Origin of the sequence: Streptomyces roseus, assembly GCF_001044425.1 — a bacterium.
GTDB lineage: Bacteria > Actinomycetota > Actinomycetes > Streptomycetales > Streptomycetaceae > Streptomyces > Streptomyces roseus.
In genome coordinates, this window is the sequence record NZ_LFML01000061.1 from 23,537 (window position 1) to 48,540 (window position 25,004).

A 25,004-nucleotide genomic window follows, 5' to 3' on the forward strand; every position below is an offset into this window, starting at 1 on the left:
ACGGGCACCTCCATGCCTCACCCGGTCGGTGACCGACACGCGATGCCGTGATCCCGATCCTAGGGGGTGGCCCGGTTGGGGTACACCGCCTTCACGTTGTCCTGTGCGGGGTGGGTGCGCCCCGCCGGGCCCGCCGCGAACGCCCGCAGCAGGTTCTCCGTGACCCGGGTGGTCAGCGCGCCCGCCTTCGCGTCGAGGCCGTGGTTGGCGCCGCTGCGGCCGTCGCCCGTCGCGTCCAGCGCCTCCACCCACCGCATGGTCCCGGTCGCGAAGACGCCCGCGCCGCTGGGTGTCGTGTAGTACGCCGTGTCCTGGTGGCTGGGCCGGCCCTCGCACACCACGGGGGAGTGGGCCAGTATCTCGATCGGGCGGGGCGTCGGGAAGCCGGTGTCGACCTTGTCGTACTCCACCCCCACCAGGTGGGCGAAGCGGTCCCCGGCTTTCACTCCGGTGCCCTCGAACAGCCAGTGGCCCGGCTGGGTCACCACGTACGGGGCGTCCACCGGGTAGCCGTCGTAGATCACGCCGAGCAGCGAGCTCTCCGGGTCGGCGCCCGGCGCCGAGCGGAAGTCGACGGTGGCAGGCTGTCCGCGCTTGAACCCGGGGTCCTGGTCGTAGGCGGACTTGTAGCAGACCACCGTGCGGTCCGGTCCGAGGCCGGAGGGCTCCAGCCGGATCCGGCGGAAGCAGCAGTTCGCGCCGAGGATCGCGATGTTGGTCCCGGCGTCCCGGGCGGCGGTGAAATGGGCCCGCTGTTCGGGCGACCAGTACTCGTCGTGTCCGAGGGACAGGACCGCCGCGGCCCCTTCCAGCAAGCGCTTCTCCCGGGCCACGTCGGTGGTCGTCGCGTAGGCGAGGGGTATGCCGAGCCGTTCGGCGAGGGCGAGCAGCGGAGCCTCGTAGACGAGGAACAGGCCCGCGCCGTCGTCGTACTCGTACGGCCGGTCGAACGTGACCGCGAGGGAGCGCGAGGCGTAGCCGCCGCTGGGGCCGTCATAACTGCCGTAGCCGCCCCACCGGTTGTACGCCTGCCAGGTCGCCACCGCGTTCACGACGACGGTACGGCCGGCGCTCGCCGCCGAGCGGACGGTCACCGGGACGAAGCGCTGGCCTTCGGCGCCCTGTGCGTCGAGCCGCAGCAGATAGCAGCCCTCGGGCCAGTTCTTGGTGTCCACGGTGGTGGTGCGGGGCCACCGGGCGGAGACCATCCGGGTCGCGGGATCCACCGTGTGCTCCGGCTGGCGCACGCCGGGCAGCGCCTCGGACCGCCACACCAGGCGGGCCCGGGCGCCGCCGTACCAGCCCATCCGATAGGCGGAGACGGTGAACCGGGGCGCGGTGGTGGATACGTGCAGGCCGAAGGACTCGCCGGGCAGCACGCTGACCTTGTCGGCGAAGCCCTCGATGGCCCGCGCGGGCCCCGCCTTGGTGACGTGCCAATCGGCGTGCCCCGGCTTGGCGTTCTCGGCCTTGACGTCGAAGCCGGCCGGTCCGCCCTTCCCCGCCGCCGCGTCGGGCGTCGCCGCCTTGCCCCCGTCCGTTCCCGCCGCCCCGTGGCCGGCTCCGCCCGCGCAGCCGGCCGCGGCCCCGAGTCCGGCGGCGGTGGCCGCTCCCGTCGCGAGCGCGAGGAACCGCCGCCTGTCCGCGCCGCCACCGTCGCCGGGCCCGGCTATGTGCTCCTGATCCATGGAGAGCACGTTATGTGACGCTTGAAGCCCTTCTCCTACCGGCCCGGCTGCCCGCCCAGGTCTTCCCTCACCCCAGCCGGACCACCACCTGCTGACCGGCCCCCGCCGCCGTGGTGAGGTCGCCGAATCCGAGGCGCAACCGGGTGCCCGTGTCCTGGGAGACCAGGCTCTGCGGCCGGGACAGCACCGCGGCCACGGGCCGGTTCCACAGCAGCGTCAGCGAGGTCAGGGCCCGCGCCGGGTCCGCGACGCAGAGCGTGGCCGTGCCGTCCGGTCTCTCCCGGACGGTCACCGAGCAGGGCCCTCCCGCCTCCAGCGGACCGGCTGACCCGGCCTGCCAGAAGTTGACCCCGGTGAAGCCCAGTGAGGGTACGGAGACGCCCTGTGCCGTCTCCGAGTTGGCGAGTACGGAGAGCCAGCCCGTGGCGGCGGCTCTCGCGGCGGTCTGCGCCGCCGTCGCCCCCGGCATCATCTGGTGGACGTAGCCGGCGCCGGCCGGGTCCGTGCCGTGGTCGTACCAGAGGCTGAGGTAGCGCCGGGTCAAGGCCGTGGTGGAGCCGACCCGGTTGATCTCGCTCCATCGGCCGGTGCGCGCCTCCCGCAGGCCTCTGAACGAACCCGGACCCGACATCACGTAGCCGCCGAAGCCCGCCAGATGAGCCCAGCCGGGGGAGGGGAAGGCCGCCGACCAGCCGAGGGCGGCCGGCTGGACGACGCCGCCCACGGTCAGGGCATGGGTGCCGGCCGCGCCCAGATTGCGGTTGTCGACGACCGTCTCGACCACGGTCCCGTCCGAGCAGCGGATCCCGGCCCCCAGGCAGACGATCGTGTCGTCGAGGAAGAACCAGGACTTGCGGGCGGTGAGCGTGCTGCCCAGGCCCCGCAGGTGCTGACCCAGTGAGGCGAACTCCCCGTCGGTCGTCCCGCCCACCCAGGCCGCGTCGGGCCGGGACGCCCCCCAGTCGCCTCCCGCCCCGTCGGCCAGCACCTTCCGCGACACCGTGGTCCCCGGCAGCCGGTACGGGTCCACCGTGGGCCAGAAGGCGTCGGAGTACTGGCCGTTGCCGTACGTGGCCCCCCACCAGGAGAGCATGCCGCTGCCCGTGTGCCAGCCGCGCAGGTTCTCCCCGTTGCCCGTCTCGTAGTGGGCGATCCGTTTCGAGGCCATGGACAGCGAAGCCGCCCAGCCGGGCCGGCGGTGCGTGGCCCGGTCCATGGACGCGAACAGCCGGTGTCCGACCGGCTCGGGCAGTGCGGTCACCGAGGTGTCGGACTCGGCCTCCGCCAGCCGGGCGAGCGAGGACAGGGGGAGCGACGCGTCCGCGAGCGGGCGGCTGTAGTAGTCCCGGGCCATCCAGCCCTTGACCAACGCCCGCCAGCGCGCCCGCTCGGAGGGGCTCGCGCCCTGCGCGAGGAGCAGGATCGCGGCGAGGACCGCGTGTCCCCGCGCGTGGTCGTCCTGTTGGACCTGGCGCGGATCGGCGACCATCAGCCCCCGGCTCACCGCCCGCCCCGACACGCCGTCCATGACCAGCCCGTTGAACAGGAACGGCGCCCAGGCCCGCTCCACCGCGTCGAAGGCGATCTGCGCCCCGGGATCCGTGACCTGCCAGGCGGTGCCCTTCAGGAGCGCGAACAGCATTCCCAGCCCGCCGAGCAGCACCGCCCCGTACGTGCCCGTGTACGGCACCCAGGTGTGCTGGACGAACGACCCGTCCCGGTAGAGCCCGTCGCCCGCGGTGACGTACGGGAACACCGGCGTGAGCGCGTCCCGTGCCAGGGCGATCTTCGCCGAGTCCCCGCCGACCACCCCGCGCAGCGCCAGGACCCGGCACAGGTCCACCCGGTTCGCCCCCGTACTGGTCCCGCTGTACGAGCCGACGACCGAATCCGGTACGAAGTGGTCGACGGCCGCGCAGAAACCGGCGAGTTGGGAGGCCGACAGCTCCTCGTACAGCAGCACGCACAGGTCCAGCAGGGCCTGCGGGGCACCGATCTGCCAGCAGTACCAGTTGCCGTACCGCACCTGGCCGGCGTGGTAGACGTCCGCGTGCAGATGGTCCAGCCCGGTCAGGAGGTCCGAGCGCAGACCGGGGTCCCCGGCGAGCCCGGTCCCGGGCCGCAGGTACGCCTCGGCCATCGTCCGCAGCCGGTAGTAGCTCTGCATCATCATCTCGGGGTCGGCGCCGTACCCCAGGTCGGGCCAGAGCGAGCCCGGCGCCGGAGCCATGGCCGAACGCCACCCCGCGGACAGGGCGCCGAGATCGGCGAGTCTCGACCGGAACGGCTCGGCCCCGGCCGGGACGTCGCCGCCCAGGAAGAGGCCGAGCCACACCGCCCGCATGGCGTCGTGGGTCCCGTCCGCCGGCGCGGCCCCCGCCCGCGCGGCGGGCGCTCCCAGCAGGAGTGCACCCCCGCCCGCGGCGGAGAGGAAGGCGCGCCGGCTCCACACGTCTGTCATCGCATGCTCCTTGTCCCGTCCCCGTCCACGTCCCGTACCGGCGCCCGCCGGCCCGTCACTCGCGCACGCGCAACACCTCAGGCCACGTGCTCCCGGTAGCGGTCGATCACCTCCCGCAGCACCTCGGCACCGTCTCGCGCCCACAGCCCCGGATGGAAGATCTCCACCTCGACCGGGCCCCGATGGCCGGCCGAGTCGGCCAGCTCCCGGAACGCCCTCAGGTCGATGCAGCCGTCGCCCAGCTGCCCGCGCCCGAGCAACACCCCGGCCGGCAGTGGGGTCACCCAGTCGGCCACCTGGACCGACACGATCCGCCCGCCCGCACCCGCCCGGCGCAGGTCGGCCGGCAGCCTCTCGTCCCACCACACGTGGTAGGAGTCGGCGACCACCCCCACCTGCTGCGCCGGGAACTGCTCGGCGATGTCCAGGGCCTGACCGAGCGTGGAGACCACGCAGCGGTCCGAGGCGAACATCGGATGCAGGGGCTCGATCCCCAGCCGTACCCCGTGATCGGCCGCCCACGGGGCGAGCTCGCCCAGCACGTCGACGATCCGCCGCCGCGCCCCCACCAGGTCCCGGTCGCCTTCGGGCAGGCCCCCCGAGACCAGGACCAGGGCTTCGGCGCCCAGCTCGGCGGCCTCCGCGACGGCCCGCCGGTTGTCTTCGAGGGCCGTGGCCCGCCCGGCAGGATCGGCGGCGGTGAAGAACCCGCCGCGACACAGCGAGCTGACCCGCAGCCCCGCCCCGGCGACCAGCTTCGCCGTCTCGCGCAGCCCGAACTCCCGCACCGGATCCCGCCACAGCCCGACGGCACCCACCCCGGCCGCGACGCACCCGTCGACCAGTTCCGGCATCGACCACTGCCGGATGGTCTCCTGGTTGAGGCTGAACCGGGCCGGGGCCGCCCCGGCGCTCACGAGGCCACCCCATACACCGCGAGGAGCCGGCGCATCCGTGCCTCGGCGAGCTCGGGGTCGGGGAACAGACCCAGCATGTCGGCCTGTTCGTACGCCGTGGCCAGGTGGGGGAGCGTCCTGGCCGACTGGAACCCGCCCAGCATCGTGAAGTGCTCCTGGTACCCCGCCAGCCAGGCCAGCAGCACCACCCCCGTCTTGTAGTGACGGGTCGGCGGCGCGAACAGGTGCCGCGACAACGCCACCGTCGGATCCAGCACCTCACGGAAACCGGCCCGGTCGTCCCGGTCCAGGGCGAGTCCAGCCCGGGCGGCCAGCGGGGCGATCGGGTCGAAGACGCCCAGCAGCGCGTCGCTTCCCGGTTCCCCCGCCCCCTGTCCGGCGATCAGTTCGGGATAGTGGTAGTCGTCGCCGGTGTAGCAGCGCACGCCCGGCGGGAGCCTGCGCCGGATGTCCTTCTCCCGCTCCGCGTCCAGCAGTGAGACCTTGACCCCGTCCACCTTCTCCGGGCAGTCGGCGATCACCTTCAAGAACACCTCGGTCGCCTCGTCGAGGTCGGTGTGGCCCCAGTAGCCGGCCAGCTCCGGGTCGAACATCGGCCCCAGCCAGTGCAGTACGACCGGTCGGGCGCTCTGCCGCAGCAGCCTCCCGTACACCTGCGGATAGTCCTCCGGGCCGCGCGCCGCGGCCGCCAGGGCGCGGGAGGCCATCAGCACGGCCCCCGACCCGCAGTCCTCGACGTGCGCGAGCTGTTCCTCGTAGGCGGCGGTGATCGCGGACAGCGTGTGCCCGCCGCCCGGGGCGAGCTGATCGGTGCCCGCGCCGCAGACGATCCGGCCGCCCACCGCCCGGGCCTCGGCGGCCGACCTGCGGATCAGCTCCGCCGCGGCCGGCCAGTCCAGCCCCATCCCGCGCTGCGCCGTGTCCATCGCTTCCGCCACGCCGAGGCCCTGGGCCCACAACCGGTGCCGGAAGGCCAGGGTCGCCTCCCAGTCCACCGCCGGACCCGCCTGAGCAGCGGGACCGCCGGCGCAGGCGGCGAGCGGATCGGCGACCACGTGCGCCGCCGCGTAGAACCGGCGGCTGCGCGCCGGCCGGCAGACCAGCGGCGCGAGGGGGGCGGTACAGGGCCGGTGCAGCCGGTATCCGCCGTCTGCGGCCGGAAGCCGGATGCTCACAGGACCACCTCCGGCACCGGCAGCCGCCGGCCCTCCGCGGAGGACCGCAGCCCCAGCTCGGCGAGCTGTACCCCGCGCGCGCCGGCCAAGAGGTCCCACTGCCAAGGCTCGTCGAGCACGACATGGCGCAGGAACAGCTCCCACTGGGCCTTGAAACCGTTGTCGAACGGGCCGTTGTCCGGGACCTCCTGCCATTGCGCGCGGAACGGCTCCGGCTGCGGCAGATCCGGATTCCACACCGGCTTCGGCGTCGCCCCCCGGTGCTGGATGCGGCAGCCGCGCAGCCCGGCGACCGCCGACCCCTGTGTCCCGTCCACCTGGAACTCCACCAGTTCGTCACGGTGGACCCGCACCGTCCAGGAGGAGTTGATCTGTGCGACGGCGCCGCCCTCCAGCTCGAAGACGCCGTACGCGGCGTCGTCCGCCGTCGCCTCGTACGGCTTGCCTTCCTCGTCCCAGCGGCGCCCGATGTGCGTACGGGCCAGTGCCTGCACCGTGCGGATCCGGCCGAAGAGCTCGTGGAGCAGGTAGTCCCAGTGCGGGAACATGTCGGCGACGATGCCCCCGCCGTCCTGGGCCCGGTAGTTCCAGGACGGCCGCTGGGCCGGCTGCCAGTCCCCTTCGAACACCCAGTACCCGAACTCACCGCGCACGGAGAGGATCTCGCCGAAGAAGCCGCCTTCGACCAGTCGCCTCAGTTTCAGCAGCCCCGGCAGGAACAGCTTGTCCTGGACCACCCCGTGCTTGACCCCGGCCTCCGCCGCCAGGCGGGCCAGCTCCAGTGAGGAGGCGAAGCTCAGAGCCGTCGGTTTCTCGCAGTAGACGTGTTTGCCCGCTGCCACGGCCCGCCGCACCGCGGCCTCGCGGGCTCCGGTGACCTGCGCGTCGAAGTAGATCTCGACCTCGGGATCGGCCAGCACGGCCGACAGGTCCGTGCTGAGGTGCTCCAGTCCGTGCTTTTCGGCGATGGCGCGCAGCGCCGGCTCGCGGCGCCCGACCAGCACCGGCTCGGGCCACAGCACCCGGCCGTCGCCCAGGTCCAGCCCACCCTGCTCGCGCAGGGCGAGCAGCGAGCGGACCAGGTGCTGGCGGTATCCCATCCGCCCGGTCACGCCGTTCATCGCGATCTTGATCGTCCTGCGCTCCATGATGGCCCCTCCTTGATGCTCGCCGTCCGGCAACGCGATAGAAAGCGCTTTCTCCTCCATCACGCTAAGGCCGGGATCGATTCCTGCGCAACACACGTTCGGGTGATAGAAAGCGCTTTCTCCACCGGGGAGCATGGGGGTGCACACCCGGATGAGACGATGACCGGGGACGAGCAGGAGGGGCGGAAAGATGGCGGTGACTCTCGCCGAGGTCGCGGCGCACGCGGGCGTGTCGCCCGCGACGGTCTCGCGCGTGCTCAACGGCGGATACCCGGTGGCCGGCGGCACCCGGACCCGGGTGGAACAGGCCGTCGAAGAGCTCGGCTACGTGGCCAACGGCCCCGCCCGCGCCCTCGCGGCCGCCACCTCCGACCTGGTCGGCGTCCTCGTCCACGACGTGGCGGACAGCTTCTTCGGCATCCTCGCCGGATCCCTGCAGGGCGCCCTCGCCCCGACCGGTCACGGCGACCCCCGCCGGCTCGCCGTGGTCTGCAACACCGAGGGCGCCCCCGCGGCCGAACTCGCCTACCTCACCCTGCTGGAGGGCCAGCGCGCGGGCGGGGTGGTCCTGACCGGCGGCGCGGTGGAGGAACCCGGGCACACCGGCGCCCTCACCGCCCGCGTCACCCGAATGGCGGCTTCCGGCGCCCCCGTCGTCCTGTGCGGGCGGCCCCCGCTCCCCGTTCCCGCCGCACTGCCCGTGGCCACCGTCATGTTCGACGACCGCGGCGGCGCCTTCCGCCTCGCCGAACACCTGCTGGCGCTGGGCCACCGGCGCATCGCGTACGTCGCCGGCCCGCCCGGGCTGAGCACCACCCGAGAGCGGCTCGCCGGCCACCGCGAGGCGCTGGGGCTGCACGATCCCGCCCTGCCCGAAGCCTGCGAGCCGCTCACCGTGCACGCCGGATTCGAGCGCTCCGCCGGCTACGACGCCACCCGCGAGCTGTTGCGCCGAGGGGCCCCCTTCACCGCCGTCGCCGCGGCCAACGACACCGTCGCCACCGGAGTGGCGGCGGCCCTGCGCGAGGCCGGACTGCGCATCCCCGGGGACGTCTCCGTCGCCGGCTTCGACGACCTCCCCGTCTGCGTGGACACCGCCCCCGCGCTCACCACCGTCCGCGTGCCGCTGCGGGAAGCCGGCGTACTCGCCGCGCAACTGGTCACCGGCCGCAAGCCGCTGCCCCCGGGCGGCATCACCACCCTGCCCACCGAACTCATGGTGCGCGGCTCCACCGCGCCGCCCCCCGCCGGAGGGAGCCGCCCGTGAGGTACGCCTTCTCGACGCTCGGCCTGCCCGGCGCGCCGCTCGACCGCAGCGCCGCCCTCGCCGCCGCCCACGGCTACGAGGGCCTCGAACTGCGCGCCCACCCCGAGGAGCCCCTGCACCCCGACAGCCCGAGGACGGACCGGGCGGCAGCTCTGCGCACCCTCACCGCCGCCGGAGTGGCGGTCCTCGGGATCGCGGGATACGCCCGGGTGGCCGCCCCCGGCGCGGACGGGCCGGCCCTCGCCGAACTGCACGCCCTGGTCCGGCTCGCCGCCGACCTCGAAGCCCCGTACGTCCGGGTGTTCCCCGGCGGCACGGGGCTGCCCGAGCCCGCCGCCGACGCCCATGCCGTCCGCCGGCTGGCCGCCGCCGCCCCCTTCGCCGAGCGGCACGGGGTGCGGATCCTGCTGGAGACGCACGATTCGCACCGGACCGGAGCCGCCGCCGCGCGCGTGCTGGACCGGGTCGGGCAGGGGGGCGCGGGCGCGCTGTGGGACGTACTGCACACCTGGCTCGCAGGCGAGTCCCCGGCCGAGTCCCGCCGGGCGCTGGAGCGGCACCTGGGCTACGTACAGGTGAAGGACGTGGCGTCGGCGCACCGGCTCACCCCTCTCGGGCTCGGCGCCGGAGCGCTGCCGCTCGCCGAGGCGGTGGCCGCCGCGCCGCGGGACGGCTGGCTCTGCTGGGAGTACGAGAAACGCTGGTATCCCGGCGCCGCCGAACTGCCGGGGCAGCTCGCGGCCGGCCGGGAGTACCTGGAGCGGCTCGTGGCGAGGGGAGGGGCGGCGGGGGCTCAGGCCGAGTAGGCGAGCCGGCCCCGGTCCACGGCGTAGCGGAAGTCCAGCCCCAGCGCGTACCGCTCCAGCTCCTCGACCGCCGTCGCCGCGAGCCGGTCCAGCTCGCCGCCCAGGGAACCGGCCACATGCGGGGTGAGCAGCACGTTCGGCAGGTTGTACAGCGGGGACCCGGCGGGCAGCACCTCGGGCTCGGTGTGGTCGAGCACGGCGTGCAGCCGGCCCGCGACCAGTTCCTCGGTCAGCGCCACGGTGTCGACGAGCGAACCCCGCGCGGTGTTGACGAGCGTGGCACCGTCCGGCATCAACGCCAGCCCGGCCGCGTCCAGCAGGTGGTGGGTCTGCGGCAGGGCGGGGGCGTGCAGGCTCACCACGTCGCTGCGGCGCAGCAGTTCGTCGAGCGCGCAGGACTCGCCGCCCAGGGCGGCGAGCTCGCCGGGGTCGGCGTACGGATCGTGCACGAGCACCCGCAGGTCGAAGGGGCGCAGCAGTTCCATCACCCGTCGGCCGATGAGCGAGGCACCGACGATGCCGACCGTGCGGTGGTAGTTGCCGACGGCCGGGTAGCGGCGCAGCAGGTCGATGGGGCCGCGCGCCGCCCGGTAGGCGTGGGCGGACTCCAGGACCCGCTTGTTGGCGAACAGGATCGCGGCGAGCGTGTACTCGGCGACCGGCACGGCATTGGCGGCGGCCGCGCTGGAGACCAGCAGCCCGCGCTCCCAGCAGGCCTCCGTCACATGGTGTTTGACGCTGCCGGCGGCGTGCACCACGGCCCGCAGCCGCGGCATCCGCTCCAGCGCCCCGGCGTCGAGGGGCGGGCAGCCCCAGCCGGTCAGCAGCACCTCGGCGTCCGCGAGGCGGCGGCCGAGCTCGGGCTCCTCGTGGTCGAACCCGGTCAGCAGCAGATCGGTGTCCACGTCGGCGACCCGGACCAGCTCGGGCAGCATGCGGCCGCTGAGGACGGCGGCCCGGGTGCCGGGGCTCATGGCCAGGACGGTGGCGGGGCGGCGCCGGGGACCGCTCTCGGCGGAGTGGAGGCGGTGGGTCACTTGACGGCTCCTGCGGTGAGACCCGAGCGCCAGAACCGCTGCAGACCCAGGAAGGCCAGCACGAGCGGGATGACGGCGACGAGTGAACCGGTGATCACCAGGGGATAGAGCTCGGGCTGCTGGTAGACGCTGCGGTTCCACATGAACAGGCCCAGACTGACGGGGTAGAGCCGCTCGTCGTTGAGCATGGTCAGCGCGCCGTAGAAGTTGTTCCAGATCGCCGTGAAGGTGAACAGGAAGATGGTCACAAACCCCGGCCACAGCATGGGGAACGACACGTGCGCGAAGAGGCGCAGTTCACCCGCGCCGTCGACGCGGGCGGCGGCGAGCACCTCGTCGGGGACGTAGCCCTCGGCGAACACCCGGGCCAGGTACACGCCGAAGGGGTTGACCAGGGCGGGCACCAGATAGGCCCAGTACGTGTTCACGGCGCCGGCGGCCGAGGCCATCAGGTAGAGCGGCAGCTGGAGGACGGTGGCGGGTACGAGGATCCCGGCGAGGACGACGCCGAAGAGCTTCTCCTTGTGCCGGAACTCGTAGGCGTGGAAGGCGTAACCGCAGGCCACGCTGATGAGGGCGGAGAGGGTGGAGCCGACGACGGTGTAGAGGAGGCTGTTGGCGAGCCAGCGGCCGAAGATGCCGTCGTCGTACGCGAAGACCTCGCCGAGGTTGGTGAGGAGGCTGAAGTCGCCCGGGGCGTAGGGGTCGGTGGCGAAGAGGTCCCGGCGGTTCTTGGTGGCGGCCAGCACCAGCCAGGCGAGGGGCATCAGCGTGTAGGCCGCGACGAGGAGGAGGACGGCGTTGACGGCGGTACGGGAGAGCAGGGCGCCGCCGCGTGCCGTACGGGCAGGAGCGGCGGGCGCTGCCCGGCGCGGGGCGGGGGGCGCGGGGGCCCCAGCGGGGGCCGCAGCCGTGGCCGCAGCGGAGCCCGGCCGCGTGGCCGCGGTCGCCGCCCCGGGGACGGCGGGCGAGGGGGTCATGCGGACCTCCAGCGGTTGCCCTGCTTGGTGACGACGTACGAGGCGGCGCCGGCGACCAGGGCGAGGAGCAGCGCGCTCGCGGCCGCCAGCCCGTAGTCGTGGCCCTTGAAGGCGGCGCTGAAGACGTACATGGTCGGGGACCAGGACTCGCCCATCTCGGTGGCCCGCAGCTGGAGCAACTGCGGGGCGTCGAAGAGCTGGACGGCGCCGACGCAGGTGAACAGGACGGTCAGGACGAGGGTCGGCCGGATGCTCGGCACCTTGACCTGGAAGGCGATGCGCACGGCTCCGGCGCCGTCCATCCTGGCGGCCTCCAGGGTCTCGCGGGGGACGGCCTGGAGCCCGGCGAAGAAGATGATCATGTTGTAGCCCATCCACTGCCAGGCGGAGATGTTGACGACGGAGAGCAATGCCTCGTCGCGGCCGAAGAAGTTCCAGGTGATCCCCGCGGAGTCGAGGACGTCGAGGACGGGGCTGAGGCCGGGTGTGTAGAGGTAGAGCCAGATCATCGCGGCGGTCAGGCCGGGGACCGCGTGCGGCAGGTAGAAGGCGATCTGGAAGAACCGCCGGGCACGGGCGAGGGCGGAGTCCAGCAGCAGGGCGAGGACGAGGGCGCCGCCGACCATGACGGGGATGTAGAGCAGGCAGTAGAGGGCGACGTGGCGGAACGAGGCGAGGAAGAGGGGATCGGACAGGGCCTTGGTGTAGTTCCCGATTCCGCTGAAGACCTGCCGGGCCCCGCCGAATCCCAGTCCGGACCGCTCCTCGTGGAAGAGGCTGAGCCAGGCGGCGTACCCGATGGGGGCGAGGGTCACGAGCCCGAAGAGGAGGAAGAAGGGGGCCATGAAGGCGGCGGCCGCCGCACCCGCGGCGCCGGCGCCGCGGCCGGGGGCCGTGCCCCGGCCGGGGGAGGTGGGCGGGGTGGTCGATGCCGTGGGGCGCGCGGGGGCGGCCATCAGTTGGCCACGGCCACGGCCAGGGCCAGGCCGCGGTCCTTGATGGCCTTCTCCGCGGCCGACTGGCCCTCGGCCAGGGCCTTGACCAGGTCCGCGCCGGCCGCGTTCTGCGCCGAGTTGACCTGGAGGTGGACCGGCCCCCAGGTCCAGCCCGGCACGATGGTCGCCGCCGCCTCGCCGGCCAGGCCGTACGGGTCCTGCCCTTCGAAGTACGCCGTGTCGAACAGCTTCGCAGCCTCGGTCCGCATCTCGGCGTTGGCCGGCAGGGCGCTGCTGGGCGCCTTCAGCGAGCTGAGCCGTGCCTTGATCGCCTCCGGGTCGGTGGTGACCCACTTGATGAACTCCGCGGCGGCCTTGGTCTGCTTGCTGCCCTTCGGCACGATGTACGAGGTGCCGCCGTACATGCCGGTGGCGGGCTTCCCGTCCCAGGTGGGAAGGGGCGCGATGCCCCACTTCCCCTTGAGGTCGGGGTAGTTCGCGAGGAACGTGCCCGCCGTCCAGGCGGCCCCGATGACGGTGGCGACCTGCCCGGACGAACGTTCCTTCGCCTCGCCCTCGCCCCACAGCGGGGTCTTCGACGCCACCCCGGAGGCCATCAGGCCGTTCCAGTACTCCGCCACCTTCATCGACGCGGGGTCGTTGACGGCCACCTTCCACTTCTCGCCCTCGGTCCCGTACCACCGCGCGCCCGCCTGCCAGGACAGTCCCGCCAGCACCGCCGGGTCGCCGCCGCCGAAGTTCGTGATCTTCACGGAGGGGTCGGCCGCGTGGATCTTCTCCGCGGCCGCCTTGTACTGGTCCCACGTCTTCGGCACGGCCACCCCGTGCTTCTCGAAGATGTCCTTGCGGTAGAAGAGTTCGAGCGGGGTGACGTCGAACGGCACGGCCCAGGTCCTGCCGCCCAGCTTCACCAGCGACTGGACCGCCGCCGGGAACTTCTCCGAGACCAGCTTCCCCGAGGTCCCGCTCAGGTCCTCCAGATTGCCCCCGCTCGCGAACTCCGGGAGCGCCGAGTAGTCCATCGTCGCCACGTCCGGCGCGTTGCCGCCCTTGACCGCGTTGGCCAGCTTCGCCGCTCCGTCCGGGCCGCCCGGCACTGCCGAGAACCTCACCTGGATGTCCGGGTGCGTCCGGTTGAACGCGTCCGCCGTCTGCTGGGCCCCCGCGGACGAGGACCAGTAGGTGACGGTGACCGGCTGTTGCGGGGAACCACCGGCCGCCCCGGCCCCGCCCGGCTCGGCCTCCCCGCCACACGCGGTGGCGAGCAGGGCGAGGGCGGCGACCGAGGCGGTCAGGGTGAGTCGGGGCATGCGGGAGGAAGGGAAGCTGCGCGACATGGAGTGGCTCCTGCGGTCGACCGCGAACGGCGGCGGATGGGAGAACGCGGCCCATCTTTTGTGCGAACAGGCACACCGTCAAGAGCGAATGCACAACTCGATCGAAATGATCGCCCGGGGACTCCGTTCCCGTTCCTTATGAGCGGATCGTCAAGCGCGGGAGCAGGTCCACGTGCTGCCGTGGACCGTCGTCCTGCGCCTGCCCCCCGCCCGCCGCCGTCAGCCGTTCCAGCAGCAGTCCCGCCGCCCGCGCCCCCACCTCGCGCTTGGCGGGCGCTACCGCCGAGAGCGGTACGTCGGCCAGCCCGGCCACCTCGTCGTCGTACGTGATCACCGCAAGGTCTTCCGGCACCCGCACCCCGCGCGCCTGGAGCCGCGGGATCAGCATGATCGCGTCGGTGTCGCTGTGGATCAGGGCGGCGCTCACCCCGCCCGCCGTCACCGCCTCGCACAGGTACTCCAGCGTCCGCGCGAACAGGTCCGCTTCCGAGAGCGGGCCCGGCCCGGCCGCCGGCCACGGAGGTGCCGGCTCCAGGCCGAGCGCCTCCACCGCCGCCTCGTACCCCGCCCTCAGCCGAGGTGTCGTCGGCGTCGCGCGGCCGGCCAGCGCGATCCGCCGGTGCCCCCGCACCACCAGGTGCTGCACGGCCGCCGCCGCGCCGTGCGCGTGGTCGGAGGCCACCCGGTCCAGGGCCGCCGCCGGATGCCCGGGCGGGGCCCACCGCTCCACGAGCACCGTCGGAACCGGCAGCTCCGCCGCCCACGTCCCCTCGCCCGGACCCGGCGAGCCGGCGTCCCAGTTCGGGGTGAGCAGCAGTCCGTCCGCCCCGGTGGACAGCAGCCGGTCGGCCTGCGTCCGGTCCTCGCCCGGCAGGTACCGGGTCAGACCCACGGTAAGCCGTGCGCCCCACGCCTCGACCACCTCGCGGGCTCCGCGCACGACATCGGCGTAGTAGTACTCCGTGGTCGGTACGACCATTCCGATCACGAGCCCCTCGGCCCCCGCCGGGGCCGTCACCCGGCCCGCCATCGAAGCGGAGGCGACGGCGGATGCCGGGTCGAGGGCCGAGGCCGCAGCCGTCGCCGCGCCCCTCGCCGGGGCCGTCGGAGCGCCCGGCCGCCCGGTCTCCACCCGGCTGATCACCCCGTGCATCCGGTGGATCTCACCGCGCGCCGCCATCGCCTCGATGTCGCGCCGCAGGGTGACCGGCGAAACGCCCAGCTCCCGCGCCAGGTCCGCCACGCGCAGGCTGCCCCGCGCCCGGACGAGAGCGAGCACTTGCGCCTGGCGCTGATCCACATGTGGTCTCACGGATCTCCTACCCCTTGCGGTCTTGCGACGGCATCCCTGTCCGAGCCGTGTCCCCGCCATCATAGAGAACCGAACCGATCGATTCGATCGATTCCGATCAACCGGTCATTGACGGGGCGCGCGCCGCGTTCATATATTCGGCGGCGTCCCGCACCTCACGGCATCACGACCCTCTTCCGGGAGTCAGCGCATGCTCACGTACGACCAGGACGGATTCCGGCGCGCAGGGCGCCCCCACCGCATCGTCTCGGGGGCCCTGCACTACTTCCGGGTCCATCCGGAGCTGTGGGAGGACCGGCTGCGGCGACTGCGCGCCCTCGGGGCCAACACCGTCGACACGTACGTCCCCTGGAACTTCCACGAGAGCGCCCCGGGCAAGGCCGACTTCACCGGCCCGCGCGACCTCGGCCGCTTCCTGCGCACCGCCCAGGACCTCGGCCTCGACGCCATCGTCCGCCCCGGCCCGTACATCTGCGCCGAATGGGACTTCGGCGGCCTGCCCGCCCGGCTGCTCGCCGTCGACGGCCTCCACCTGCGCTGCTCCGACCCGCGCTTCCAGGCCGAAGTCGACGGCTGGTTCGACCTCGTCGTCCCCGAGCTGCTGCCCCTGCTCGCGAGCCGCGGCGGTCCGGTCGCCGCCGTCCAGATCGAGAACGAGTACGGCTCGTACGGCAACGACGCCCGCTACCGCGCCCACGTGGAACGGGCACTGACCGAACGCGGTGTCGACTGCCTGCTGTTCACCGCCGACGGGCCCGAGGACGCCATGCTCCAGGGCGGCACGGTCCCCGGCCGCCTCGCCACCGCCACCTTCGGCGCGCGGCCCGCCGAACGCCTCGCCCACCTGCGCCGCTACCAGCGGACCGGCCCGCTCGCCGCCATGGAGTTCTGGATCGGCTGGTTCGACCACTGGGGGGAGGACCACCACGTCCGGGCCGTCGACGACGCGGCGCGCTCCCTCGACGAACTCCTCGCCACCGGAGCCTCCGTCAACCTCTACATGGCCCACGGCGGTACCAACTTCGGCTTCTGGGCCGGCGCCAACCATACCGGGTCCCGCCCCGCGGACCCCGGCTACCAGCCCACCGTCACCAGCTACGACTACGACGCCCCCATCGGCGAGGCCGGCGAACTCACCCCCAAGTTCCACGCGTTCCGCGAGGTCATCGGCAAGTACGTGCCCCTGCCCGACGGCCCGCTGCCCGAGCCGCCGCCCCGCATCACCCCCGCCCTCGCCGTCCCGGCCGGCGCCGCCGTGCTCCTGGACCACCTCGACGTGCTCGGGGGAGAGCCGGCGGCGCGCGCCGCGCCCGAGTCCATGGAGAAGATGGGCCAGTCACACGGCATGATCCACTACCGCACCACCATCACCGGACCGCGCCCCGCGATGCCCGTCCGGATCGACGGCCTCGGCGACCGCGCGTACGTCTTCGCCGACGGCGAGCCCCTCGGCGTCCTCGACCGCAACCGGCCCGACGAGGGGCTCGACCTGGCCGTCGGCGGGGCAGGAGTGGTGCTCGACGTCCTCGTGCGGGCCCAGGGCCGGGTCAACTACGGGCCGCTGCTCGACGACCGCAAGGGCATCTGGCGCGGCGTCCGCCACGGCCACCAGCAGTTGTTCGAGTGGGAGATCCGGCCGCTCCCGCTGAGCGACCTCGCCGGCCTCGGCTGGTCGCCGGAGGCCGGCGCACCCCCGCACGACGGGTACCGCCCGGCCTTCCACCGTTTCACCCACACCCTCCCGGGCGCCCGCGCCGACGGATTCGTCGACGTCTCCGGCTGGAGCACCGGCCTCGTCTGGCTGAACGGCTTCCTCCTCGGCCACTACGACACCCCGCGCGGTCCGCAGCGCACCCTCTACGCCCCCGCCCCCCTCTGGCGGACCGGCCGCAACGAGATCGTGCTCCTCGAACTGGAGCGCCCCGGGGCCGACCTGCCGCTGCGCGACCGCCCCGACCTCGGCCGCCCCACCGTCGTCACCCTCGACTGAACCGGCGACCCCGACACTCCCGTCCCGGCCCCGTCCCGACCGCATCCAGGCGGACCCCGGAGAGCCCCCGCGAGCCCCCGCGCACGTCCCGACCCTCCCCTGAGAGAAGCTCTTCCCGTGAAGCGAACGAGCACCCGCCTGGCCGACGGCCGCGAGATCCTGTACTACGACGCCGATGACGGCGCGGCCCGCGCCGTCCCCGACACCCGCCCCCTCGACGCGTCCGCCACCTCCTCCGAGGTACGCCGCGACCCGCTGCTCGGCGACGCCGTCGTCATCGCCTCCCACCGCCAGGCCCGCACCTACCACCCGCCCGCCGACGCCTGCCCGCTGTGCCCCTCCACCGAGGGGCGCGCGAGCGAGATCCCGGCCCCCGACTACGACGTCGTCGTCTTCGAGAACCGCTTCCCCTCCCTCGCCGGCGACACCGGCCGCTGCGAGGTCATCTGCTTCACCCCCGACCACCTGACCTCCTTCGCCGAACTCGACGAGGAGCGTGCCGCGCTCGTCCTGGCCGCCTGGACCGACCGCACCGCGGAGCTCTCCGCCCACGCCGGGATCCGGCAGGTCTACTGCTTCGAGAACCGCGGCGCCGAGATCGGCGTGACCCTCGCGCACCCGCACGGCCAGATCTACGCCTTCCCCTTCATCACCCCGCGCACGACCCGCATGCTCGCCACCGTCGCCGCCCACCGCGCGCGCACCGGCGGCAACCTCTTCGAGGAGGTGCTCGCCGCCGAACGCGCCGAGGGCACCCGGATCGTGCTCGAAGGGGAGCACTGGACCGCCTTCGTGCCCTACGCCGCCCGCTGGCCGTACGAGGTCCACCTCCATCCGCACCGCCGCACCGCCGACCTCACCACCCTGGACGACGCGGCCCGCGCCGAGTTCCCCGGCCTCTACCTGGACCTGCTGCGCCGCTTCGACCGGCTCTTCGGCTCGTCCGCGCCCACCCCGTACATCTCCGCCTGGCACCAGGCCCCCGTTTCCGGCGAGGGCCGCGCCGACTTCGCGCTCCACCTGGAACTCTTCACGGTCCGGCGCACCGCCGACAAGCTCAAGTACCTGGCGGGCACCGAATCCGGGATGGAGGCGTACATGAACGACGTCCGGCCCGAGGACGCGGCCGCGCGGCTGCGGGAGGTGGCCGACCGATGAGCACGGCGGCGGACGGATTCCACCGGCTGTACGGAGCCGCGCCCGAGGGGGTCTGGGCGGCCCCCGGCCGGGTCAACCTGATCGGCGAGCACACGGACTACAACGACGGCTTCGTCCTGCCCTTCGCCCTCCCGCACCGCACCGAGGTCGCGGCGGCCCGCCGCCCCGACCGGACCCTGCGGATCCACTCCGACGACGTCCCGTCGGGCGTGGTCGCCGTCCACCTCGACCACCTCGACCCGGCCCGCCCGCCCGAGGGCCCGCGGAGCTGGGCCGCCTACCCCGCCGGAGCCGCCTGGGCGCTGCTGGACGCGGGTCTGCCGCTCGGCGGCGCCGACCTGCACATCCGCTCCGACGTGCCCACCGGAGCCGGACTCTCCTCCTCCGCCGCCCTGGAGGTGGCCACCGCCCTCGCCCTCACCGACCTGTACGGGATCCCGCTCACCCGGCCCGAACTGGCCGCGCTCGCCCGCCGCGCCGAGAACGCCTACGTCGGTGTGCCCTGCGGGGTGATGGACCAGATGGCCTCGGGCTGCGCCAGCGCGGGCCACGCCCTCCACCTCGACACCCGCACCCTCGAACAGCGGCACATCCCCTTCGACTGCGCCGCCGCCGGACTGCGCCTGCTGGTCATCGACACCCGCGTCAAGCACGCCCTCGGCGACGGGGCGTACGCCGAGCGCCTCGCCTCCTGCCACGGCGCGGCGGCCGAGCTCGGGCTGCCCGCCCTGCGCGACCTCCCGTACGAGGACCTGGAGGCCGCGTTGGCCCGCCTCCGCGACCCGGTCCGGCGCCGACGCGTCCGGCACGTGGTCACCGAGAACGAACGGGTCGGACGGGTGGAGCACCTGCTGCGCACCGGACGGCTGCGCGAGACGGGCCCGCTGCTGAGCGAGGGCCACGCCTCGCTGCGCGACGACTACGAGGTGTCCTGCCCCGAGCTGGACCTGGCCGTCGCCACCGCCGAGGCGGCCGGCGCGTACGGGGCCCGGATGACCGGCGGCGGCTTCGGCGGCTCGGCGCTGGCCCTGATCGACGCGGACGCCGAGGCGGCCGTGACCCGCGCGGTGACGGAGGCCTTCGCCGCGGCCGGCTTCGAACCGCCGCACGTGACGCCGGCCGCCCCGGCCGCCGGAGCCGAACGCGTCCTGTGAGCGGGGAGCCCCTCGCCGGGCGGGCCTACCCGAAGGGCGTGCGGCCCGTGGCCGCCGGCTTCCGCGCGGTGGACGAGGGCCGGGCCATCGGCAAGACTCTCGCCGATCCCTTCTGACGTTCGGAGGAACGAAACGCATGCGCTACATCCCGCTGGGAAGTTCAGGTCTCCAGGTCTCCGCCGTCGGCCTCGGCTGCAACAACTTCGGCGGCCGCCTCGACGCGCAGGCCACCCGCGCCGTCGTCGACGCCGCCCTCGACGCGGGGATCACCCTCTTCGACACGGCCGACATCTACGGCGGGCGCGGCGGCTCCGAGCGCCACCTCGGCCAGGCCCTCAAGGGCCGCCGCGACCAGGTCGTCCTCGCCACCAAGTTCGGTTACGCGGGCATGTCCATGGAGTACGGGCCCGCCGCCGGAGCCCTCGGCGGCCGCGCGTACATCCGGCGGGCCGTCGAGGAGTCGCTGCGCCGCCTGGACACCGACCACATCGACCTCTACCAGCTGCACAGCCCCGACCCGGCGACCCCCGTCGCCGAGACGCTCGCCGCGCTCACCGAGCTCGTCGCCGAGGGCAAGGTCCGCTACGTCGGCCACTCCAACTTCAGCGGCTGGCAGCTCGCCGAAGCCGCCCACGTCGCCCGCGAGACGGGGGCGGTGCCCTTCGTGTCGGCGCAGAACGAGTGGTCGCTGCTCCAGCGGTCCGCGGAGCGGGAGCTGGTTCCGGCCGCCGTGCACTACGGCCTCGGAGTGCTCCCGTACTTCCCGCTCGCCAACGGCCTGCTGACCGGCAAGATCCGCCGGGGTGCGGCCGTCCCGGCCGGTTCCCGGCTGGAGGGCCGCGACGGCTACGTCACCGAGGAGCGGCTCGACACCGTCGAGGCCCTTGCGGCCGTCGCCGACAAGTACGGCCGCAGCATCCTCGAACTCGCCATCGGCTGGCTGTCCGCGCAGCCCGGCTGCTCGTCCGTCATCGCGGGCGCCACCTCGCCGGAGCAGGTACGGGCCAACGCGGCCGTCGCCGACCGCCCGCTGGAGCGCGAACTGCTGGCGGAGATCGACGCGATCGCCGCCGCCGAGGCCTGATCGGGGCTCAGGCGGGGGCGCCCGTCAGGACCTCGACCCTGCCCGTGTCGAGGGAGTAGTACGCGCCGACGACGCCCAGGGCGCCCTTCTCCACGAGGGGCCCCAGGTCGGCGTTGGTCCGCAGACCCTCCGCCGTCACCTCGATCTGGTGGTGGGTCATGGTGTCGACGGGGTCCGCGCCGGGGTTCTTCGCCGTCAGCTCGTACGCCGGCACCATCGCCTTCGCGAGCGCCTCCAGATTGCCGGGCAGCGGCTTTCCGGCCTTCAGCGACGTGTACGCGGCCTCGACCGCCCCGCAGCGCTGGTGGCCGAGGACGACGACCAGCGGGGTCCCGCCCGTCAGGGGCCCGTACTCGACGGAGCCGGTCACCACCGGCCCGATCGCCTGCCCGCCCGTGCGCAGGACGTACAGGTCCCCGAGCCCCGTGTCGAAGATCAGCTCGGGCGCCACCCGGGAGTCGATGCAGGCCAGGACCACCCCGAAGGGGTCCTGCGCCTCGGCGACCAGCTCGCGCCGCTCCGGATCGCGGTCGGGGTGGTCAAGCTTGCCGCTCACCCAGCGCTTGTTGCCCTCCATCAGGCGGGCGTACGCGGCCTGCGGGGTGGCCGGCCGCGGCTGCGGGGCCGCGGTCGTCACCTTGCGCACGGGCGCGGCCGAGCACCCCGAGAGGGCGCCGGCGGCGGCCGCGAGGCCCGCGGTGAGCACGGCCCTGCGAGCCGGAAGTCCTGCTGTGCGCATCGGTCGTATCCCTCGGTGCGGCTCCGACGCGTCCGTACGCCGTGACGAGCGCGATTGTTCAGCGCACGGGGGTGACGGGGCGGCAGGCGCACGCGTCCGCCGCCCCGATTGCCACGGACGGCCCAGGCCCGCGGGCCGCGCGCACGGCCCGGTCGCGGCGCCCACGCCCGCGGCCCGCGCTCAGGACACGATGTCCTTGCGCGCGAAACCGCGGAACGCGAGCGCGAACAGCACCAGCGCGTACGACACCGACACCGCCGTCCCCTTGATCATCCCGCCCCACTCCAGGTGGGGCTGGAGCGCGTCGGCCCACGCGAACTGCCAGTGCGCGGGCAGGAACTCCCGCCACGAGCCGAGCGCCGTCACCGCGTCCAGCACATTGCCGACGATCGTCAGGCCGACCGCCCCGCCCACCGCGCCCAGGGGCGCGTCCGTCCGCGTCGACAGCCAGAACGCCAGTCCAGCCGTGACCAGCTGCGACACGAAGACGAACGCCACCACCAGCGCGAGCCGCGGCACGCTCTGCGCGGCCGTCAGCGAGCCGCCCGCGGGCAGCTTCAGGGACCCCCACCCGTACGCGGCCGTGCCCGCCGCCAGCGCCACCACCGGCAGCAGCACCATCGCCGCCAGGCTGAAGCCCAGCGCCACCACCAGCTTGCTCCACAGCAGCCGGGCCCTGGGCACCGGCGAGGCCAGCAGGTACCGCAGTGACGACCAGCTCGCCTCCGAGGCCACCGTGTCCCCGCAGAACAGCGCCACCGGCACCACCAGCAGGAACCCGGCCGACACGAAAAGACACGTGGCCGCGAAGTTCACCCCCGAGGCCGTCGCGGTGTCGATGAGCGTGATCCGCCCGTCCCTGCCGCCCCGGCCGTCCTGCCCGCCGCCCACCGCGAACGCGATGATCATGATGAAGGGCAGCGCGGCCAGCACCCCGCCCATCACCAGCGTCCGCCTCCGCCGCCACTGCCGCAGCGCCTCCACGCGCAGCGGCAGCGTACGGTTCGCCCGGTAGCCGGGGGCCACCTCGGTCACGGTGCTCACCGTGCTCATGCCGCACCTCCGATCAGGGTGAGGAACGCGTCCTCCAGCCGGCGGTGCGGACCCACGGCGCTCACCGGCACCTCCAGCCGCACCAGTTCGGCGATCAGAGCGGCGGCCGTCGCGCCCTCCAGCCGTACGAGCAGCCCGTCGTCGGCGGCCGTCACCGCACCCACTCCCTCCAGCGCGGCCACCTTCGCCACGGTTCCTTCGTCCACCGGCCCGGCCAGTGCCACCAGCAGCGTGTCCCCACCGCCCGTGATCTCCGCGACCTCGCCCGCCCGGACCAGCCGCCCGCGGTCCATGACCACCAGGTGCGTGCAGGTCTGTTCGACCTCCGACAGCAGGTGGCTGGAGACGATGACCGTCCGCCCGCCCGCCGCGTACCGGATCATCACGTCCCGCATCTCGCGGATCTGCGGCGGGTCCAGACCGTTCGTCGGCTCGTCGAGGATCAGCAGATCCGGCATGCCGAGCATGGCCTGCGCGATCGCGAGGCGCTGGCGCATGCCCTGCGAGTACGTGCGCACCGCGCGCTCCAGCGCGTCGCCGAGCCCGGCGATCTCCAGGGCCTGCGCCATGTGCGCGTCCTCGGCCGGGCGGCCGGTGGCCTGCCAGTACAGCTCCAGGTTGGCCCGCCCCGACAGGTGCGGCAGGAAGCCGGCCCCCTCGACGAACGCCCCGACCCGCGACAGCACCGGCGCTCCGGCCCGCACGGCGTGCCCGAACACCCGGATCTCGCCCTCGTCCGGCGAGATCAGCCCCATCAGCATCCGCAGGGTGGTGGTCTTCCCGGCGCCGTTGGGCCCGAGCAGCCCCAGGACCTGCCCCTTCTCCACCCGGAACGACAGGTCCCGCACGGCGTACCGGTCCTGCGCCCCGGCGTACCGCTTCGTCAGCCCCGTGATCTCCAGTGGTACGTCGGCCAGCGCGGGCTCGGGCTGCGGTACGCCGGCCCGCGCCCCCGCCCTCTCCCGGCCGGTCCTGCGTACCCCCAGCAGCGCCGCGGCCAGCAGCGCGGCGCCCAGCGGCAGCCCCCAAGCCCACGCCGGCAGCCCCGCCGAGGCCGTCCGGACCCCGTCGGCCACCGGCACGGCCAGGGAGCCCGGCACCGAGACCGTGTACGTGGCCGGTGCGGCCGGGGAGGCGTAGCCGAGGTCGGTGGCGGCGACGACCAGCCGCAGCCGGTGTCCCGCCTCGACGGCGTGGTCGACGGCGGGCAGCCGCAGCTCCACCGCCGCCCCCTGCCGCGCGTTCTCCACCCGCACCGGGGCGACCAGCTGACTGGGCAGCACCTGCTGGCGCCCGTCGGGTCCGACGTCGTACACCTTGCCGAACAGGACGGCCGAGCCGTCCGCAGCCGTGGACCTCACGTTCAGGGTGACGGTCGGGGTCCCGGTGATCCGCACCTCCCGGGCCAGCGGCTCCGAGTCGAACCGGGCGTACTGCCCGGGGAAGTCCAGCGACAGCCCGGCCCCGAGGGCCGCGAGCTGCCCGCCGATCCCGGGCAGGGAGGACAAGGCGGGCGGGGCGCCGCCCGCAGGATTGGCGAAGCTCTGCTCACGGCCGGCCAGGGCGAACTGACGGGGGCCGGCCGTCAGGCCGGGATAGCGCTCGCCGCTCGCGCCGCGCAGCTGCACCGCACCGTCGGTGGAATCGATGCCGCCGGAGCGCGAGACGCGGAAGACCGGGCCGGTGCCCGCGCCCTGGTCGTCCTTCAGGTAGCGGTCGAACCAGGCGGCCACCCGGTCCTCGACGCGGCCCGCCTCGCGCATGCCGCCGTCGTGCCCGCCGGCCGCCCAGTCCACCGAGACGGGCGCGCCGTTCGCCGCGATGGCCCTCGCCATGGCGTCGGCCTGGTCCAGCGGGAACAGGGAGTCCTCCTGGCCCTGCACGATCAGCGTCGGCACCTTGATCCGGTCCCCGACCGCCGACGGGCTGCGCGTCTCCAGCAGCGCGCGGGCCTCGGCATCGGGCTTCCCGGCCACCGCGACCCGCTCGTACATGGCGCACAGCTCGGGCTGGAACCGCCCGCAGGCGGTGGCGCCGGCGTCGGCCGGGGCGGGAGCGGGGCCCGGGGCGGGGGCGGTCGCCGTGCCGGGGGCGGTCGCCGAGCCGGGGACGCTCCCGGGCCGCATCCCGTCGGCCGAACCGGTGGTGAAGAACAGTCCGGCCCACAGCTTCTTGAAGACGCCCTGCGGGAAGAGCGAGTCGGCGAGGTTCCAGTACGTGATCTGCGGGGCGATCGCGTCGACCCGCTCGTCGTATCCGGCCGCGAGCAGCGAGATCGCCCCGCCGTACGAGGCCCCGGCGACGCCGACGCGGGGATCGCCGTCCCCGTCGAGCTCCACCTCCGGCCGGCGCGCGAGCCAGTCCACGAGCCGGGACACGTCCTTGACCTCGTAGTCGGGGTCGTTCAGCCCGATCCGGCCGCCGGAGCGGCCGAAGCCGCGCGCCGACCAGGTCAGGACGGCGTACCCGTCGCGGGCCAGCCGCTCGGCCTGCGCGCGGACGTCGTCCTTGCTGCCGCCGAAACCGTGCCCGAGGAGCACCGCGGGCCGCTTCTTCCCGCCCCCGGTCGTGAAGTACGAGGTGTCGATGGCCGCGCCGGGCATCTCCACCATGCTGTCCGTGCGGTGCACGGCCGGCGCGCCGCCGGACGCGGCGGCGGTCCAGGTACCGGCCCCGGCGACGACGGCGAGCGCGGCGGCCCCCGCCAGCAGGCGGGTGCGGCGGCGCCGTGGCAGCCGCGGC

At 74.1% G+C, this 25,004-nt stretch carries 19 protein-coding genes; 6 read left to right on the forward strand and 13 right to left on the reverse strand.

The annotated features are described in order from the left end of the window. Positions 1-59: 59 nt before the first annotated feature. From ACS04_RS16125 to ACS04_RS16145, 5 genes are all read right to left on the reverse strand, one after another. On the reverse strand, positions 60-1,688 hold the full coding sequence (locus tag ACS04_RS16125) for a N,N-dimethylformamidase beta subunit family domain-containing protein (RefSeq protein ID WP_048477308.1): 1,629 nt from the start codon (positions 1,686-1,688) through the stop codon (positions 60-62). Between the two features lie 67 nt (positions 1,689-1,755). Further along, the gene (locus ACS04_RS16130) at positions 1,756-4,149 is read right to left on the reverse strand and encodes a polysaccharide lyase 8 family protein (RefSeq protein ID WP_048477309.1); all 2,394 of its coding nucleotides are present in this window, start codon (positions 4,147-4,149) and stop codon (positions 1,756-1,758) included. A gap of 77 nt (positions 4,150-4,226) precedes the next feature. Continuing rightward, on the reverse strand, positions 4,227-5,003 hold the full coding sequence (locus ACS04_RS16135) for a sugar phosphate isomerase/epimerase family protein (protein ID WP_078864836.1): 777 nt from the start codon (positions 5,001-5,003) through the stop codon (positions 4,227-4,229). Positions 5,004-5,062: 59 nt separating this feature from the next. Beyond that, positions 5,063-6,241: a dihydrodipicolinate synthase family protein gene (locus tag ACS04_RS16140; protein ID WP_048477311.1), complete on the reverse strand. Its 1,179-nt coding sequence runs from the start codon at positions 6,239-6,241 to the stop codon at positions 5,063-5,065. Next, positions 6,238-7,389 (reverse strand): Gfo/Idh/MocA family protein, encoded by a 1,152-nt coding sequence (locus ACS04_RS16145; protein WP_048477312.1) that lies wholly within the window; start codon positions 7,387-7,389, stop codon positions 6,238-6,240. Before ACS04_RS16145 ends, ACS04_RS16140 begins: the two co-directional genes overlap by 4 nt. Before the next feature lie 190 nt (positions 7,390-7,579). On the opposite strand from ACS04_RS16145, the gene ACS04_RS16150 reads away from it, so the two are divergent. After that, a complete protein-coding gene (locus ACS04_RS16150; protein WP_048477313.1) occupies positions 7,580-8,656 on the forward strand; it encodes a LacI family DNA-binding transcriptional regulator in 1,077 nt (358 codons plus the stop codon). Beyond that, positions 8,653-9,462: a sugar phosphate isomerase/epimerase family protein gene (locus tag ACS04_RS16155; RefSeq protein ID WP_048477314.1), complete on the forward strand. Its 810-nt coding sequence runs from the start codon at positions 8,653-8,655 to the stop codon at positions 9,460-9,462. Before ACS04_RS16150 ends, ACS04_RS16155 begins: the two co-directional genes overlap by 4 nt. Here ACS04_RS16155 and ACS04_RS16160 read toward each other — a convergent pair. The 5 genes from ACS04_RS16160 to ACS04_RS16180 all read right to left on the reverse strand — a co-directional run bounded on the left by ACS04_RS16160 (position 9,450) and on the right by ACS04_RS16180 (position 15,084). After that, positions 9,450-10,436: a hydroxyacid dehydrogenase gene (locus tag ACS04_RS16160; RefSeq protein WP_048477345.1), complete on the reverse strand. Its 987-nt coding sequence runs from the start codon at positions 10,434-10,436 to the stop codon at positions 9,450-9,452. The genes ACS04_RS16155 and ACS04_RS16160 overlap by 13 nt on opposite strands. A gap of 59 nt (positions 10,437-10,495) precedes the next feature. Next, positions 10,496-11,266: a carbohydrate ABC transporter permease gene (locus ACS04_RS16165; RefSeq protein WP_048477346.1), complete on the reverse strand. Its 771-nt coding sequence runs from the start codon at positions 11,264-11,266 to the stop codon at positions 10,496-10,498. Between the two features lie 209 nt (positions 11,267-11,475). Beyond that, complete coding sequence (locus ACS04_RS16170) at positions 11,476-12,435, reverse strand: carbohydrate ABC transporter permease (protein WP_398022165.1); 960 nt, start codon at positions 12,433-12,435, stop codon at positions 11,476-11,478. Further along, positions 12,435-13,772 (reverse strand): ABC transporter substrate-binding protein, encoded by a 1,338-nt coding sequence (locus ACS04_RS16175; RefSeq protein ID WP_048477315.1) that lies wholly within the window; start codon positions 13,770-13,772, stop codon positions 12,435-12,437. Before ACS04_RS16175 ends, ACS04_RS16170 begins: the two co-directional genes overlap by 1 nt. A gap of 136 nt (positions 13,773-13,908) precedes the next feature. After that, positions 13,909-15,084 carry a substrate-binding domain-containing protein gene (locus tag ACS04_RS16180; RefSeq protein ID WP_048477316.1) on the reverse strand — a complete coding sequence of 392 codons (1,176 nt, stop codon included), beginning with the start codon at positions 15,082-15,084 and terminating at the stop codon, positions 13,909-13,911. Between the two features lie 190 nt (positions 15,085-15,274). Here ACS04_RS16180 and ACS04_RS16185 point away from each other — a divergent pair, with 190 nt between their 5' ends. The 4 genes from ACS04_RS16185 to ACS04_RS16200 all read left to right on the forward strand — a co-directional run bounded on the left by ACS04_RS16185 (position 15,275) and on the right by ACS04_RS16200 (position 20,470). After that, the gene (locus tag ACS04_RS16185; RefSeq protein WP_048477317.1) at positions 15,275-17,074 is read left to right on the forward strand and encodes a glycoside hydrolase family 35 protein; all 1,800 of its coding nucleotides are present in this window, start codon (positions 15,275-15,277) and stop codon (positions 17,072-17,074) included. Between the two features lie 117 nt (positions 17,075-17,191). Further along, positions 17,192-18,232, forward strand: coding sequence for a galactose-1-phosphate uridylyltransferase (gene galT / locus ACS04_RS16190; RefSeq protein WP_048477318.1), 1,041 nt, complete (start codon positions 17,192-17,194; stop codon positions 18,230-18,232). After that, complete coding sequence (gene galK, locus ACS04_RS16195; protein WP_048477319.1) at positions 18,229-19,386, forward strand: galactokinase; 1,158 nt, start codon at positions 18,229-18,231, stop codon at positions 19,384-19,386. The genes galT and galK overlap by 4 nt, the downstream gene beginning before the upstream one ends. Positions 19,387-19,522: 136 nt before the next feature. After that, positions 19,523-20,470, forward strand: coding sequence for an aldo/keto reductase (locus ACS04_RS16200; RefSeq protein WP_048477320.1), 948 nt, complete (start codon positions 19,523-19,525; stop codon positions 20,468-20,470). Between the two features lie 7 nt (positions 20,471-20,477). Here ACS04_RS16200 and ACS04_RS16205 read toward each other — a convergent pair whose 3' ends face one another. The 3 genes from ACS04_RS16205 to ACS04_RS16215 form a co-directional block, all read right to left on the reverse strand. Then, positions 20,478-21,209 carry a carbonic anhydrase gene (locus ACS04_RS16205; protein ID WP_209441704.1) on the reverse strand — a complete coding sequence of 244 codons (732 nt, stop codon included), beginning with the start codon at positions 21,207-21,209 and terminating at the stop codon, positions 20,478-20,480. Positions 21,210-21,389: 180 nt separating this feature from the next. Beyond that, positions 21,390-22,262: an ABC transporter permease gene (locus tag ACS04_RS16210; protein WP_048477321.1), complete on the reverse strand. Its 873-nt coding sequence runs from the start codon at positions 22,260-22,262 to the stop codon at positions 21,390-21,392. Further along, positions 22,259-24,997, reverse strand: a complete 2,739-nt coding sequence (locus tag ACS04_RS16215) for an alpha/beta fold hydrolase (RefSeq protein ID WP_063839276.1) — start codon at positions 24,995-24,997, stop codon at positions 22,259-22,261. The genes ACS04_RS16210 and ACS04_RS16215 overlap by 4 nt, the downstream gene beginning before the upstream one ends. Positions 24,998-25,004: the final 7 nt, after the last annotated feature.